Here is a 16,150-nt window from a genome sequence, read left to right as displayed (position 1 = left end):
TCGATTGTTTGTTTCTACGGATTGTTAGGGTGGGTAAGATTAAATCTTACAACCGCCGCCTGCACAATCGTCATCTTGTGGTTGAACTGCGTCTTTCTGGTCGTCTTTCGCGCCGTCACGAGTGTTGTGGTAGTAAAGTGTCTTCACACCAAACTTGTACGCAGTTAGAAGGTCTTGAAGAAGTTTCTTCATTGGAACCTTACCGCTCTCGTAACCAGAAGGGTCGTAGTTTGTGTTTGCAGAGATCGCTTGGTCAACGAATTTCTGCATGATGCCCACAAGGTGTAGGTAACCGTCGTTAGAACCGATGTTCCAAAGCAGTTCGTAGTTGTCTTTCAGTTCAGTGAAATCTGGCACAACTTGCTTCAAGATACCGTCTTTCGACGCTTTAACAGATACGAAACCGCGTGGTGGCTCAATACCGTTTGTCGCGTTAGAGATCTGAGAAGAGGTCTCAGATGGCATTAGCGCAGTCAGTGTTGAGTTACGTAGACCGTGTTCCATGATCTCTTGACGTAGGCTATCCCAATCGTAGTGCAGTTCTTCTTCACAGATTAGGTCAACGTCTTTCTTGTAAGTGTCGATTGGCAATAGGCCTTTCGCGTAGTTCGTTTCGTGGAACGAAGGACACTTACCTTGTTCTTTTGCTAGCGCTACAGACGCTTTCAATAGGTAGTATTGAATCGCTTCAAACGTGCGGTGAGTTAGACCGTTTGCGGTGCCGTCAGAGTATTTAACGCCGTTCTTCGCTAGGTAGTATGCGAAGTTGATAACACCAACACCCAACGTACGACGGTTCATTGTCGACTTGTATGCCGCTGGTAGTGGGTAATCTTGGTAATCAAGCAGTGCATCTAGTGCACGTACTACAAGCTCAGATAGTTCTTCAAAGTCATCTAGAGACTTGATAGCACCTAGGTTAAACGCAGATAGCGTACACAGAGCGATCTCACCCGAATCATCTTCAACGTTTTTCAGAGGCTTAGTTGGCAGTGCGATTTCCAAACATAGGTTTGATTGACGAACTGGCGCTACTTCTGAATCGAATGGGCTGTGAGTGTTACAGTGGTCCACGTTCTGAATGTAGATACGGCCTGTTGATGCGCGCTCTTGCATTAGCAGAGTGAACATTTCGATCGCTTTAACCGTTTCTTTCTTGATTGAAGGATCGTTCTCGTATTTCACGTATAGACGTTCGAATTCTTCTTGGTTTTCGAAGAAAGCGTCGTATAGGCCCGGTACGTCTGATGGTGAGAACAACGTGATGTTGCCACCTTCTACTAGGCGTTGGTACATCAGTTTGTTCAACTGAACACCGTAGTCCATGTGACGAACACGGTTCTCTTCAACACCACGGTTGTTCTTAAGAACCATTAGCGAACGAGCTTCACCGTGCCACAGCGGGTAGAACACAGTCGCTGCACCGCCACGAACACCACCTTGAGAACAACACTTAACGGCTGTTTGGAAGTATTTGTAGAATGGGATACAACCTGTGTGGAATGCTTCACCACCACGGATTTCAGAACCTAGCGCACGGATACGACCTGCGTTGATACCGATACCAGCACGTTGAGAAACGTAACGTACGATTGAGCTTGCTGTTGCGTTGATAGAATCAAGGCTATCACCACACTCGATAAGTACACATGAGCTGAACTGACGAGTAGGGGTACGTACACCAGACATGATTGGTGTAGGTAGAGAAATCTTAAATGTCGATGTCGCGTCGTAGAAACGCTTGATGTAGTCAAGACGCGTTTCTTTCGGGTAGTTAGCGAATAGGCAAGCAGACACTAGGATGTATAGGAACTGCGCACTTTCGTAGATCTCACCAGATACACGGTTTTGTACGAAGTATTTGCCTTCTAGCTGTTTTACTGCTGCGTAAGAGAAATCTAGATCGCGCTTGTGGTCAAGGTACGCATCAAGTTCGTCCAGCTCAGCTTTCGTGTAGTCTTCTAGAATGTGTTGATCGTACTTACCCATATCAACAAGACGAGCTACGTGGTTGTAAAGCGTTGGCGGCTCGTATTGGCCGTATGCTTTTTTACGTAGGTGGAATACCGCTAGGCGAGCAGCTAGGTATTGGTAATCCGGTGTCTCTTCAGAGATCAGGTCTGCTGCAGACTTGATAATAGTCTCGTGGATATCTGTCGTCGTAATGCCGTCGTAAAACTGGATGTGAGCGCGTAGTTCTACTTGTGATACCGAAACGTTATTCAGGCCTTCTGCAGCCCACGTAATAACGCGATGGATTTTTTCCAGATCGATAGTTTCTTTGCGGCCATCACGCTTAGTGACGGTAAGTTGTTGGTTCATTCTGCTTTATTTCCCTAAGAAAACTGATAAAAGCCGTGTTTTTGTTTGTTTATGTGCAAAACTTGTAAAATTTGCGGCGGCTTTGTGATCAAAGTCTATCTATATATTGTAGTCGAAACACAACATATAGGGGTTCATTTGTTTGCGAGTTACAAGATAGTGCTATTACCCTGAGTTTTCAAGGTACAGGTTTGGGATGACTTGTGGATAACTAACAAAATAAAAAAAATCAGTAAGTGAACACTAACCGATGAGAAAAGGGCTGACTTGAATGGGGAAAATTACGTTTTTCAGATCGGTTCATAAATAACCGCATGTAAAAATATTTTCCTTGATCTTTGACAGTTTTTGTTTGTTAAAAACAGATTGGTCAAAATGGAATCTAGAGCACTTTTTTTCTACAGAAATTGACAAAAAAAGCGGCGCTTCTGTGCTACCGCTTTTCAATAAATTTCATATTACTGTTCGCCAAACTGGCTAGGCAATAATGATTCTATTAATCAGTATTTAGCAGTGTGAACGATGTAGTTTACATCCACATTACGACCGAGTTTGTAGCTGTCGTTAAGAGGGTTGTAGTGCAAACCTGTAATACCCATTTCAGTTAGGTCGGTTTGGGCAATCATCTTCATCATTTCTGCCGGTTTGATGAACTTCTCATGGTCATGAGTGCCTTCAGGAACAATCTTGAGTAGCTTTTCGGCACCGACAATAGCAAATAAGTAAGATTTGATGTTGCGGTTTAAGGTAGAGAAGAATACGTGGCCACCAGGTTTCACCAACGCCGCGCAAGAGCGAATCACAGACAGTGGGTCAGGAACGTGCTCTAGCATCTCCATGCAAGTCACGACATCATAAGTGCCTGCATTTTCTGTGGCGTGGTCTTCGATAGTGCTTTGGATGTAAGTCAGCTTAGTACCTGTCTCAAGAGCATGAAGACGTGCCACTTCTAATGGCTCTTTGCCCATATCGAGACCGGTAACGACGGCACCTTCTTTTGCCATGCTTTCCGCAAGGATGCCACCGCCACAGCCAACATCGAGCACTTTTTTACCAAATAGGCCGTCAGCTTTCTCTAGGACATAGTTCAAGCGAAGCGGGTTAATTTGATGAAGTGGTTTGAACTCGCCTTCTAAATCCCACCAACGAGAAGCCATCTCTTCGAATTTCTTAATTTCACTTGGGTCGACGTTTTGTGCTTTTGTCATGATAGTTATATCGCTTCGCTAATAGTCCTTTGGAAGGCGTGATTATACTCCAATGGTACGATACGTTAAAACTGCTTCTTTTTCTCACAATCGCTACAGGAGAGATTTTTGAGCGGTGTTGGTGGAAATATAGTCAGTTTTCATAAAGATATGGGATGAATGTGCAAATTCTCTTCATTTAACTCATAACGAAGCTCACAACCTGATAAAACGAGTGGGAAAGTGATGCCCCGTTGATGAATTGTGTGTTATATTTTTGCACCTTACACGTATCGTAATTACGATCAGATAATAGAGGGATAATGGCTCTATGAGCGATTTAGCTAAAGAGATCACGCCCGTAAACATTGAAGATGAGCTTAGAGGTTCATACCTAGACTACGCGATGTCAGTAATCGTGGGTCGTGCTCTTCCAGATGTGCGTGATGGCCTAAAACCAGTACACCGCCGCGTTTTATTCGCGATGAACGTACTAGGCAACGATTGGAACAAACCATATAAAAAATCAGCCCGTGTTGTTGGCGACGTAATCGGTAAATATCACCCACACGGTGATAGCGCTGTGTACGACACAATCGTACGTATGGCTCAGCCGTTCTCACTTCGTTACATGCTGGTCGATGGTCAAGGTAACTTTGGCTCGATCGATGGCGACTCTGCTGCGGCAATGCGTTATACCGAAGTACGTATGGCGAAAATTGCCCACGAACTTCTGGCTGACCTAGATAAAGAAACCGTGGACTACGTACCTAACTATGATGGTACGGAGCAAATCCCAGCGGTTCTTCCAACTAAAATTCCTAACCTATTGGTAAACGGTGCTTCTGGTATCGCGGTAGGTATGGCAACCAACATCCCACCGCACAACCTTGGCGAAGTGATCGATGGCTGTCTTGCGTTCATCAATAATGAAGAAATCACTATTGATGAGCTAATGGATTACATCCCTGGTCCTGATTTCCCAACGGCAGCGCTAATCAGCGGTCGTAAAGGCATTGTAGACGCGTACAAAACTGGTCGCGGTAAGATCTACATGCGTTCAAAAGCGGAAATTGAAGTGGAGAAGAATGGTAAAGAAACCATCATCGTCACTGAAATCCCTTACCAGGTAAACAAAGCTCGTTTGATCGAAAAGATCGCTGAGCTAGTTAAAGATAAGAAAGTAGAAGGCATCAGTGCACTACGCGACGAGTCTGATAAAGACGGTATGCGTATTGTTATTGAATGTAAGCGCGACGCTGTGGGTGAAGTGGTTCTGAACAACCTTTACGCACAAACTCAGCTTCAAACGACTTTCGGTATCAACATGGTTGCGCTAAATAACGGCCAGCCACAGCTATTCAACCTAAAAGACATGTTGAAGTGCTTCGTTGACCACCGTCGTGAAGTTGTAACTCGTCGTACTATCTTCGAACTACGCAAAGCGCGCGAACGTGCTCATATCCTTGAAGCACTGTCTCTTGCTCTTGCAAACATCGATGAAGTTATCGAGCTAATCAAAAACGCACCAACACCAGCAGAAGCAAAAGTTGGCTTGGTATCGCGTGGTTGGGATCTTGGTAACGTAGCCTCAATGCTTGAGCGTGCTGGTACTGATGCTGCACGTCCAGAATGGCTAGAAGATCAATACGGTATCCGTGATGGTCTGTACTACCTAACAGAGACACAAGCTCAAGCAATTCTAGAACTTCGCCTACACCGCTTAACTGGTCTAGAGCACGAGAAGATTCTTGATGAATACAAAGCACTTCTAGATGAAATCGCAGAGCTAATGCACATCCTTGCAAGCACTGAGCGTCTAATGGAAGTGATCCGCGAAGAACTTGAAGCGGTTCGTGATGGTTACGGTGATGTTCGTCGTACAGAAATCACAGCAGCAACCCATGACATCGACATGGAAGAGCTGATTGCTCGTGAAGACGTAGTAGTAACTCTGTCTCACGAAGGTTACGTTAAGTACCAAATTCTAAGCGACTACGAAGCTCAGCGTCGTGGTGGTAAAGGTAAGAGTGCAACGAAGATGAAAGATGAAGACTTCATCGAACGTCTACTTGTTGCAAATACTCACGATAACATTCTATGTTTCTCAACTCGTGGTAAGACTTACCGTCTGAAAGTTTACCAATTGCCTCATGCAACTCGTACTGCACGTGGTAAGCCAATCGTAAACATTCTTCCTCTAGAGGAAGGTGAACGTATCACTGCTATTCTTCCTGTTGATGAGTTCTCACCAGAGAAATTTATCTTCATGGCGACAGGCGATGGTACGGTTAAGAAGACCCCACTGAACCAGTTTGCAAACGTACGTTCAAACGGCCTAATCGCTGTGAACCTACGTGATGATGACTCACTAATTGGTGTTGATATCACAAACGGCGATAGCGACATCATGCTGTTCTCTAAAGCCGGTAAAGTGGTTCGCTTCAGCGAAGACAAAGTACGTGCAATGGGTCGTACAGCGGCAGGTGTTCGCGGTATGAAACTAGCAGACGAAGACCAAGTTGTTTCTCTAATCGTTCCGTCTAACGAAGGCGATATCCTAACGGTTACACAAAACGGCTACGGTAAGCGTACTGAACTAGCGGAATACCCAACGAAAGGCCGTGCAACTCAGGGCGTTGTGTCTATCAAGGTTTCTGAGCGTAACGGTCCAGTTGTTGGCGCGGTACAAGTAGAAGAAGGCGACGAGATGATGATGATCACCGACGCTGGTACTCTAGTACGTACACGTGTAGCGGAAGTGAGCCAAGTTGGTCGTAACACCCAAGGTGTGACACTTATCCGTACAGCTGAAGACGAATCAGTCGTTGGTCTACAACGCATCGACGAAGTTGAAGAAGTTGAATTGCCAGAAGGCGAAGAAGCAGAAGCAACAGAGGCTAGCGCAGAAGGTCAAGCTCCTGAAGCGTCAGCAGCTGACGATGCAGCTGAAGGTTCAGAAGAAGAGTAAGCTTCTTCTAAATCGCTAAATTTGAAAGCCGAGCATAACGCTCGGCTTTTTTGTATCTGTATCAACGCAATGAAAATCAGAAACCAGTACACTGGCGTTATATTTATTCATAGGTTGCTTTATGTCTGTTTGGTTTTTCGTTGCCATCACCTTGATGGGCTTGTTCATCGTCCTCTTATCACTGAGTGCATTAAAAGTGAAACCTGCCCAATGGTTCGGCTTTTGTCTGTTAGTGCTTGTCATAACCAGTGCAAGCTTCTTACTGCTGCGTCAAACTCCGCCTCAACCGATGCAAGCAGAAATGTCACGTATGATGACTGCTCGTGACATCATGCAAGAGATTCAAGACCAGTTGCGAGAGGATCCAAACAACGCTGAATTGTGGTTCCAACTCGGGCAGGGCTACCTGTTAGAGGGTGAATTTGACGGTGCGCTGATTTGTTTTGATTACGCGATCCAACTGACTGAACCTGTCAGTGCCACGCAACTTGCTGCGAAGGCGACCACTCTATACTACATCCATCAACAATCTATGACGCAAGAAGTCAGCCTGCTTCTGGAACAAGCTCTACAGATAGAACCGCACAATGAAGCGGCTTTGTCTTTGATCGCAAATGACCATTTTCTGTCATTCCGCTTTCAGGAAGCCATTGATACTTGGGTACTATTATTAGATTCTAATGATCCAAATTTAGATAGGGTGCAAATCATTAACTCTATCAACAAAGCAAAAGAGCTGTTGTAAGCGTACAATCTAATAAGCAGTAGAGGGAAAGGTGGGCAACGAATGAAAAATAAGGCACTAAGCATATTGGTTTTGCTGTGCGGCTCTGTATTAGCGGGTTGTAGCTCTTCCGATCATTCTGGTTCTTCCTCTTCGGTTTATTATTCTTCAGGTTACTACGATCCGTGGTGGTACGATCATGACGACTACTGGATTTATCACTATCCGGGTTGTTGCGACAACGACGACGAATACAAAGAGAAACTGGAAGAGTGGTGGAATGGTTTAGATGAAGACCAACAGCAATCCATCAAAGACAAAGTCGAGGATTGGAAGGACGATGATATGTCCGCCAATATCGATAACATGAAACGCCAACTCGACGATCATTGGCAATCACTGCCAGACGAGCAAAAGCAAGAGATTCAAACCAAGTGGGAGAATCGTCCGGAGCGTATTGAGCCAGCGGCTTTACAAGACAAAGCGGTAAAAGAAAAGGTTCAACAAAGAAAAGCATTACCGGAAACGAAGATCCAGCGCCCAGTTGCTCGCCCAAATGTGCAGATGCCTAAAGCACGTCCAAATATTCAACCGAGACCGAGGCTTCCTCGTCGTTAGTACATTCGATTTTTACTCTCGATAAAATCGAGGATGAAGAAATAAAGATAATAAAGAAATAAAGAAAAGGGGCGTTCAGTACGCCCCTTGTTGTATCTATAAATTAACCTCTGCCAGTTAGACTAATACGTGGCTTCGCGTTCAGCTGCTGCTTTATCCCATTCTGGTGCCACCGTTTCTAGGAAGTGTTTCTTGTCTGCGTTCATCTTATCCATATCCATGCCCAGTGCTTGTTGTGCTTTCGCTTTGGTCGAGATATCTGGAATTTGAACAGGGTCAGTAATGCCTTTGGTTGCCAGTAAACGAACCAACTTGGTACGGGCGTCAGCGGCACGATCAACTGCAGTACCTAGTACTTCAAGTGCTACCTCAGGAGCATGCATGTGGACACCGTGAGAAGCAATTGCGTAGTCCCAACGCCATTGTGCGTGGCGAATATCTTGTAGGATAGGTTCCATCTCTGCTTCTGTTGCACCTGCTTTCCACGCTGCGCCTGCTTCAAAGTGTGCCGCTACGATTTGCTTCTCGGCGGTTAGCTTCATGTTCAATACTTGTGCTTTGCGAGTCGAAACGATGCCTTGTAGCTGCTCTTTAGTTTGGGTATGACATTGTGCACATGTGTCTTCGAAGCGATCAAACGGGTTACCCACTTTGTGGTCTGTGTACACCGTGCCGTCTTCTTTGGTTACTTTAGGCATGTGACAGTCCACACACACCACTTTGTTTTTGCCATGGATGCCATCGCGCCATGTTTCGTAACCTGGGTGTTGTGCTTTTAGCATCGGAGCTTTAGATACTGCATGCGTCCAATCTTTGAAATTCAACGCGTCGTAGTATTTCTCCATGTCATTAACGGTAGTGCCCATATCCCATGGGAACTTAACCGCTTTAGTTGGGCCGGTGAAGTAGTATTCAACGTGACATTGAGCGCAGACCGATGCTTGCTTATCTAGGCGAGATTGTTCATCAAAGTTTTTACCAATAGTATCAAAAGCACGCTCGACATAAGGGCGAGTTACCGCCAGTGCTGGTTCGCCTTTCTTAAATTCTTCAGAGCGAGTGTCATGACAGTCAGAACAACCAATAGGGTTGACGATTTCTGAGCCTAAGCGTGCCCATTTACCTTCGAAATAACCGTCTTCACCACGTTCATCAATCACGCGAGCAACGTCAGGGCTTTTACAGCTCCAACAGGCCATTGGCATAGGGCCGGATTTTTCATCAGTCGGTGCACCGGTACGTAAGGTTTGGCGAACATCATCAAGTGCGTAAAAGTGACCACGCGCTTTGTTGTAGTCTTTTGCGAAGCCGTAGCCAGCCCATAAGATCACCATGTTTGGGTCTTCACTTAGGGCATCTTCAATGTGTTCGCTTTCGGATGTTGCTTTCCAAGAATGGTATTGGTCGGGATGGTTCTGTTCAAAGGCGTCATTTCGAGGATCGATGAGGCCTTTTTCTTCTGCCGCCAACGGAGCGCCGACCAAAAATAATTGGCTGGCGAATAAGGTCGCAACCGCGATAGGTGCGCTCATCCAGTGTTTTATGCTCACGGTGTTATCTCCATATTCGTTTTTATTAGCAGCGTTGTGAGAAGCTATTCCAAATAAGAACTGGAGATCTACGATTAATAGTATTGCTTAATTAGATAGATGAAATAGTGAGCGAATCTTGTCTTGTTTTAGATCAATTTACACCAGTGATCTCAGTCATGTTTGAATTTATATAACCCTAAAGTGGTAGTGGTTAAGTCCTTGTTCGTCAATGTATTGGGCTTTTAACCTTTTTAAAAATAGGGTGATTTAGTTCGCTTTTTGAGCAGGTGTTTCTACCCCTTATGAATAATAGAGGTATTATAAATATAGGTTTAGCGTTGTGGCTTTCCGAAATAAGAATTGATGTCATTTGAAGATTTGAAAAAATATCTTCAGAGGAAATTAATTGTCGCTCAAATAAATAATTGAGAATAGTTATCAATTATTATCGAGCTAAGGAAAGAACAATATGGGCAATATAAAATTGACCATAGAGACAATGTTGAAACTTCTCTACGTCTTTGCCATCTATGGTTTCTCCATCGCCGCCCATGCGACTTCTTCAGAGCCGATTGAAGGTGCTCAAGCTGAGCGTCATCAAGTCGAGTTGATCCGTGACCGAGACTACAAGTGTCTGCAATGTCATAAGGATGCCAAAGAGACTCTGAACCTTTCGCATGACCCGCAAGCTCTACTCAGCCAAGGGAAGCAACTTAATTGCACCAATTGCCATAGCAACATTGGTCCCGACCATCGTGAAGGCGCGCCTGATGTGATTAAGTTTTCTGCCGCGCAATCGAAAGAGGTACACGACAAAGTGTTCCTTGATCCAAGCATGATTCTTAAAGCTAACAGCCAATGTGTGGATTGCCACGCACCGACACAGCTGAGAGAAAGCCACTGGACGCACGATGTGCACGCCAAAAACCTCACTTGTTCAAATTGCCACGATGTACACGCAGCGAAAACCAAAGCGTTGTCGTACGACAGAAAACAACTGATCAAGCAGTGTGTGGATTGTCACTCTGAATTTGCCGTCGAACCTGAACTTACCAAAGAAGAGGAGAGATAGCATGAAATGTTCGAGAAGAAACTTTTTAGCCGGCAGCGGCGCGTTGATTTTAACTACAGGCGTTGCAGGCACTTCCGTTGTTAGCTCCTCTCTTTATGCCAGCAACAGTGAACAAGCGAAACGTATGGGTATGGTTCATGATGAAAATGCCTGTATTGGCTGTACCGCCTGTACTGATGCTTGTCGCGAAGTAAATAAAGTCCCTGAAGGCGTAACGCGACTTAAAATTCATCGCAGTGAACCGATTGGCGAATACCCAGATGTGGAATACCAGTTTACTCGCGAATCCTGTCAGCACTGTGATAACCCACCATGTGTATACGTTTGTCCAACAGGCGCTGCATATAAAGATGAAGCGACCGGCATCGTGGATGTACACAAAGAGAAATGTGTCGGATGTGGTTATTGCCTTGCTGCTTGCCCTTACCAAGTGCGCTTCTTTAATCCAGTCGATCACTCTGCGGATAAATGTAACTTCTGCCGTGATACCAATCTAGCACAAGGTAAGCAGCCAGCTTGCGTGGAGTCTTGCCCAACAAAAGCACTCATCTTTGGTGATTTAAATGATCCAACTAGCGAGGTGAGCAAAGCTATTGAAAGCCATGTTGTCTATCGCGATAAATCGCACTTAGGTACCCAACCTAAACTGTACAAAATTCCGCATAGCAAAGGGGAGGTGTCATCATGAACGGCTTCGAAAGTGCATTCCACTTTGACTCGTTAGTCTGGGATTGGATCATCGCGATTTACTTATTCCTTGCTGGGATGTCAGCAGGTGCGGTGATGATTTCTATCTATCTAAAACGCAAAGTGATTGAAGGTGATCCTGCAAACAACGGCATCATGAAAGCGATGGCTTGGCTCGCACCATTTGGCATCATTGCTGGGTTGGTAATTTTGATTTTCCATTTAACCAAGCCTTTGGAGTTTTGGAAGATCATGATCTACTACAACCCAACGTCGGTAATGTCGATGGGCGTGATCTTGTTCCAAGTGTACATGCTAGTGCTGTTTGTTTGGATCGGCGTTATCTTCCGCCATCAAATCATCAGCTTTTGTGAAGGGAAGTTACCAAGCAAGCTGCTGGATTTTGCCGATGGTATTTTGATTAAGGCGGGAAAAGCCAACAACGCCATTGAATTGTTTTTGGGCTTCTTAGCCATCGTGCTTGCGGCATACACTGGCTTTCTATTGTCTGCGTTGAAGACTTACCCAATGCTAAACAATCCAGTACTGCCAATCTTGTTCCTGTTCTCTAGTTTGTCCTCGGGCGCAGCAGCATGCTTGATGTTTGGCATCTTGGTGTTTAAAGAGTCGACCAGCAGCCCAAGTGTGTCTTGGGTGCACGGATTTGAACGCCCAGTAGTGTTGTTTGAGCTGTTTGTCTTAGTGACATTCTTTACTGGACTGATCTTCAGTGGTGGTCAGAACGAAGTCGCGGCTTGGAATGCTATTTCGAGTGGATTCTGGGCTCAATGGTTCTGGGTGGGGGTAGTGTTCATCGGCATGATTACGCCTTTGACTCTCAATTGGTTAACGCCTTCAGAAGTGCGCCATAAAGGCAGTTACGTTTTTGTGGTCACGACGTTGAGCTTGGTTGGCGTACTTATGCTGCGCACTTTCATTCTCTATGCCGGTCAAATGACCATAGTGTAAGGGGGAAAAATGGAGGCTGAGCTAGGGTTCTTCTTACTGATATTCGTGGCTGTAACATCGACTTGTGCATCGTTGCTGCATTGGCTACGTCGTGCTATGGGTAAGAAGGCGACATTGCCGCATCAAGTCGCTATGTCCCACATCATTAGCTTAGCTTCCATCATTTGTTTAGCACTTTTGATCGTCTGCTTCGTGCAAGACAACTTCGCGTTGGAATATGTTGTTACGCATTCCAACAGTCAACTTCCCGTGGCGTTCAAAATTGCTGCCGCTTGGGGTGGGCACCAAGGCTCCATGTTGTTTTGGGTCGTCACCTTGAGTTTATGGGCGTCGTTTATTGCATTTAAGTCACCGCTCAATGCCCAATATACTTGCGACTGTTTAGGAATCATGAACGTTCTGATTGGGACGTTTGCATGGTTCACGTTAATGACCTCTAACCCGTTCGAATATGCCCAAGTATTGGCGTCGGAAGGGCGAGATCTAAACCCAATGTTGCAAGATGTTGGGCTTATCATTCATCCACCATTGCTTTATCTCGGTTATGTTGGTTACGCAGCAATATTAGCTTTTGCATTAGCGGCGCTATTGGGTAAACAACCGATGAGCGATTGGTATGTGGTCGCTCGTCGCGCAGCGTTTTTTGCATGGGGAACGCTCACGTTGGGTATCTTGGTGGGATCATGGTGGGCGTACAATGAGCTGGGGTGGGGCGGCTGGTGGTTTTGGGACCCTGTGGAGAACGCTTCTCTACTCCCTTGGCTTACCGGTACTGCTTTGTTGCACAGCGGTGTTGTCGCAACACGTAACAGAGGCGCAATTTGGAGCACCTATGCATTGGCGTTTGCTACGTTCAGCCTAAGCATTTTAGGGACATTCGTGGTGCGCTCTGGCGTGCTGACTTCTGTGCATGCTTTTGCGGTGGACCCAACTAAGGGTTTAGTGCTACTTGGTGTATTGAGCTTGCTTATCATCATCACTTTTGGCGTATTAATTTTGCGAGGAGAGCAACTCCCTCGCTTCAAACTTCAATCTCTAACGAGCCGAGCTTACACTGCTTATATCGCCAAAGGACTATTGGTTATTGCGACTGCTATCGTTTTTCTTGGCACTTTTTATCCTATGGTTTATCAACTGCTCGGCTTAGGGAACATTTCAGTTGGCGCACCTTACTTTAATAGTCTGATCTTCCCATTAAGCATACTGGCTCTGATTGCCTTAGCTTTGATGCCGGTGCTGAAATGGACAAAAGGCACAGTGCCGAGTGTAAGCGGTGATATCGCGAGCAGTATCGCGTTATCTCTAGTCTCTGGGAGCGGATTTATGTTCTCAGCGAATGCACTGCATTTCGAAGTATTGTTAACCATAACGTTGGCTACTTGGGTGATTGTGGCGCATCTCGTTATGCTGTTTCGCTGTTCCAATAAGCGTAAACTCATGCCAATCGTGATGGCACATATCGGTTTTGCACTGGCGGTGAGTGGGGCTGTATTCAATAGTCACTACTCTTATGAATACAATTTACGTGTCGAACCCGGCAGTTCTCAACAAAGGGCGGGGATCACTATCGATTATCATGGTATCGAATGGCTGGTGGGGCCAAACTACACCGCGGAACAAGGACAGATCACCTTACACTTGGAAGATGGCCGCATGCTCAATTTCAACCCGCAAAAGCGTCATTACCCTGTGCGAGTGATGAATATGACCGAGCCTGCGATTCGTTCACTATGGCATGGCGATTATTACGTGACATTGGGTGACAAAGTCGATACTCATGCTTATGCGATTAAAGTTCAGTACCGCGCAGGTATTTGGTGGATATGGTCTGGCGGGCTATTAGCTGTGTTTGGTGCGCTATTAACAGGACTAAAGAAAAGGAGAGAGGCTATCAATGCGATCGAGAAATACGCTTAAACTCGCAGGTCTCGTTGTGGCGGTTGCTGCGTTTGCTGTAGTAACTGCGGTGGCTTTGTCTGAGCGACCACATGTTGAATTGTCCCCACAACGAAATTTAGAGACACCTAATTTTCGCTCCACTTCTCTGATCTCTGATGACATAGTTTCTGAGCAATTGTTCAAAAGCGACGGATATAAATTATTGAATGTTTGGGCATCTTGGTGCGGGGTATGCAAGCGAGAGCATGAAGAGTTATTGCATTTAGCAGAACTCGGAGTGCCTATTATTGGGCTGAATTATAGAGATCAAAAACAAGCTGCTCGTGAATATTTGAGCTCTAAACGAAATCCATATATTGAAGTAATTAGTGACCCTAATGGAAAGCTCGCTGTGGAGCTAGGTGTTATTGGAACGCCGGAAACTTACTTGATTGATCAAAATGGCCGTATATTGATCAAATATCGTGGAGAGCTAACGGCAGATAAATGGAACGATATATTTTCAGGGTATTTGAATGTTTCGATTTAATAGTCTTCTCCTCACAATAATCCTATTTACACTATTTTCTCCTTTCACGAGAAGTGCGGATTTAGAACAGAATGTTGATCTGTTTGAGTTTCATTCTGTTGAAGTGCAACAGCGCGCAACCGCATTAGCCAAGACATTACGCTGTCCGCAATGCCAAAACCAAAACCTTGTAGAGTCCAATGCACAAGCCGCCAAAGACCTTAGGTTGAAGGTGTACACCATGGCTAATCAAGGCAGTTCAAATCAAGAAATAAAAGACTACCTAGTCGCTCGTTATGGGAATATTGTTCTGTATCAACCCCCATTTAATTATACCACTGCGTTACTGTGGATCTTTCCTGCTCTATTTTTGATCCTTTTTGTCTTATATTCGATCCGAATGGTAAAGCGCAATTAATGTGACCGTTATTCCACTATTAAAAATAAATTGTGCACATAACAAGCAGAATGTTATCATTTTCTCGAATTTATGAAGGCTCCAGTGAATAGCAGACCATAAAAATTGAGCTGGAGGAGTAATAAAAGAATGAATAGGTGTACGCAGTGGATTCAGTTATATCGCAATTAAAAAAGGACTTTTATTCGCAGATTCGTGCATTGCAGTCACCGAAGCTGCCACAAGTCACTTCTACACTCGCCGTTTTAACCGACGAAGAGATTCAAGAACTTGAAGCGGTTTGGATTGAGCTCGCCGTATGGAAGCGCAGCCAAACGCACTAAAATCAATTCTTCAACTAACGCTTTCGAAACCCCAGGCAAATTTGTCTGGGGTTTTTTTATTGTAGTTAGTCACAAATGTTATATTATAACATTTGTAAAGTCGGCTAGCGGGAAGTGTCCGAACAGGATTTCCTAGCTTGTCATGAATAAGAATAGGGTTCTTTGTGATCTCAACATTGAAAAATGCGGTATCAATCCCCATAGTTGAAGAGCAAATGAGAGCAATCCCATGAATGCGATAACGAAAATGCATCAAGCAATAAATCGAGTGAGTGTAGATATGGCGGAAGTACGTGCCAGAGTAGATTTTAAAGTCGGGGCTAAAAGTAACATTGATGCCGAAATCCTGTCTTTCCACGGTCTGAAGACAGATAAAGAGCATGTAGCGATTATCTTCAAACAAGCAGACCAAACTCAGGACATGCCATTAGTTCGCATGCATTCTGAGTGTTTGACTGGCGATGTGTTCCACTCTTCACGCTGTGACTGTGGTGAGCAACTAGAAGAGACCATTAATCGTATGGGCGAATCAGGTGGCATCATCCTTTACCTTCGCCAAGAAGGGCGCGGTATTGGTCTATACAACAAGATTGATGCTTACCGCTTGCAAAGCCAAGGCATGAACACCTACGAAGCGAATAATCATTTGGGTTTCGATGATGACCTGCGTGACTTCACAGAAGCAGCACAAATGCTAGAAGCATTGGGTGTTAGCAAGATTCGTTTGGTAACGAATAATCCTAAGAAGATCCGTGAGTTATCGGAATACGGAATCGAAATTTCAGAAGTTGTCAACACTTCTGCGCACATCAAAGATGGCAATGAAAATTACCTGAAGGCAAAAGTTTCTCACGGGAAACACAACCTAAAAGTTTAATTATAAAGATAAAATTGACAATAAAGCATGTGAAAAGCCTCAT

Annotated in this window: 14 protein-coding genes; 11 read left to right on the top strand and 3 right to left on the bottom strand. The window is 45.0% G+C overall.

Annotated elements, in window-relative coordinates:
• Positions 1–39 precede the first annotated feature (39 nt).
• Both nrdA and ubiG read right to left on the bottom strand, forming a co-directional pair.
• Entirely contained in the window at positions 40–2,322 is a 2,283-nt protein-coding gene (gene nrdA / locus H735_RS01320) for a class 1a ribonucleoside-diphosphate reductase subunit alpha (RefSeq protein ID WP_020196490.1), read from the bottom strand.
• 500 nt (positions 2,323–2,822) lie between these two features.
• Positions 2,823–3,530, bottom strand: coding sequence for a bifunctional 2-polyprenyl-6-hydroxyphenol methylase/3-demethylubiquinol 3-O-methyltransferase UbiG (gene ubiG, locus H735_RS01315; RefSeq protein ID WP_020196491.1), 708 nt, complete (start codon positions 3,528–3,530; stop codon positions 2,823–2,825).
• Between the two features lie 310 nt (positions 3,531–3,840).
• Here ubiG and gyrA point away from each other — a divergent pair, with 310 nt between their 5' ends.
• The 3 genes from gyrA (at position 3,841) to H735_RS01300 (ending at position 7,822) form a co-directional block, all read left to right on the top strand.
• Complete coding sequence (gyrA, locus tag H735_RS01310) at positions 3,841–6,480, top strand: DNA gyrase subunit A (RefSeq protein WP_020196492.1); 2,640 nt, start codon at positions 3,841–3,843, stop codon at positions 6,478–6,480.
• Between the two features lie 121 nt (positions 6,481–6,601).
• On the top strand, positions 6,602–7,225 hold the full coding sequence (locus H735_RS01305; protein ID WP_020196493.1) for a TPR domain-containing protein: 624 nt from the start codon (positions 6,602–6,604) through the stop codon (positions 7,223–7,225).
• Between the two features lie 42 nt (positions 7,226–7,267).
• A complete protein-coding gene (locus H735_RS01300; RefSeq protein WP_020196494.1) occupies positions 7,268–7,822 on the top strand; it encodes a hypothetical protein in 555 nt (184 codons plus the stop codon).
• Positions 7,823–7,944: 122 nt separating this feature from the next.
• Here the strand turns inward: H735_RS01300 and nrfA are convergent, their stop codons facing one another.
• Positions 7,945–9,372 (bottom strand): ammonia-forming nitrite reductase cytochrome c552 subunit, encoded by a 1,428-nt coding sequence (gene nrfA, locus H735_RS01295; protein WP_009706899.1) that lies wholly within the window; start codon positions 9,370–9,372, stop codon positions 7,945–7,947.
• A 451-nt stretch (positions 9,373–9,823) separates the two neighbouring features.
• Here nrfA and nrfB point away from each other — a divergent pair, with 451 nt between their 5' ends.
• The 8 genes from nrfB (at position 9,824) to H735_RS01255 (ending at position 16,107) form a co-directional block, all read left to right on the top strand.
• Entirely contained in the window at positions 9,824–10,426 is a 603-nt protein-coding gene (nrfB, locus tag H735_RS01290; protein ID WP_020196496.1) for a cytochrome c nitrite reductase pentaheme subunit, read from the top strand.
• 1 nt (position 10,427) lies between these two features.
• Positions 10,428–11,114 (top strand): cytochrome c nitrite reductase Fe-S protein, encoded by a 687-nt coding sequence (gene nrfC / locus H735_RS01285; RefSeq protein WP_020196497.1) that lies wholly within the window; start codon positions 10,428–10,430, stop codon positions 11,112–11,114.
• On the top strand, positions 11,111–12,082 hold the full coding sequence (nrfD, locus tag H735_RS01280) for a cytochrome c nitrite reductase subunit NrfD (RefSeq protein ID WP_005443386.1): 972 nt from the start codon (positions 11,111–11,113) through the stop codon (positions 12,080–12,082). Before nrfC ends, nrfD begins: the two co-directional genes overlap by 4 nt.
• A 9-nt stretch (positions 12,083–12,091) precedes the next feature.
• Positions 12,092–13,999, top strand: coding sequence for a heme lyase CcmF/NrfE family subunit (locus H735_RS01275; protein ID WP_020196498.1), 1,908 nt, complete (start codon positions 12,092–12,094; stop codon positions 13,997–13,999).
• Positions 13,977–14,510, top strand: a complete 534-nt coding sequence (locus H735_RS01270; RefSeq protein WP_020196499.1) for a DsbE family thiol:disulfide interchange protein — start codon at positions 13,977–13,979, stop codon at positions 14,508–14,510. Before H735_RS01275 ends, H735_RS01270 begins: the two co-directional genes overlap by 23 nt.
• Positions 14,497–14,907, top strand: a complete 411-nt coding sequence (gene nrfF, locus H735_RS01265; RefSeq protein WP_020196500.1) for a heme lyase NrfEFG subunit NrfF — start codon at positions 14,497–14,499, stop codon at positions 14,905–14,907. Before H735_RS01270 ends, nrfF begins: the two co-directional genes overlap by 14 nt.
• A gap of 146 nt (positions 14,908–15,053) precedes the next feature.
• Entirely contained in the window at positions 15,054–15,230 is a 177-nt protein-coding gene (locus H735_RS31295) for a hypothetical protein (RefSeq protein WP_009706892.1), read from the top strand.
• Positions 15,231–15,459: 229 nt separating this feature from the next.
• Complete coding sequence (locus tag H735_RS01255; RefSeq protein ID WP_171371056.1) at positions 15,460–16,107, top strand: GTP cyclohydrolase II; 648 nt, start codon at positions 15,460–15,462, stop codon at positions 16,105–16,107.
• Positions 16,108–16,150 lie beyond the last annotated feature (43 nt).

Origin of the sequence: Vibrio owensii CAIM 1854 = LMG 25443 (assembly GCF_000817815.1) — a bacterium.
Classification (GTDB): Bacteria; Pseudomonadota; Gammaproteobacteria; order Enterobacterales; family Vibrionaceae; genus Vibrio; species Vibrio owensii.
The sequence above is the reverse complement of the archived record's forward strand: the minus strand, read 5'-3'. Positions and strand labels throughout refer to the sequence as shown.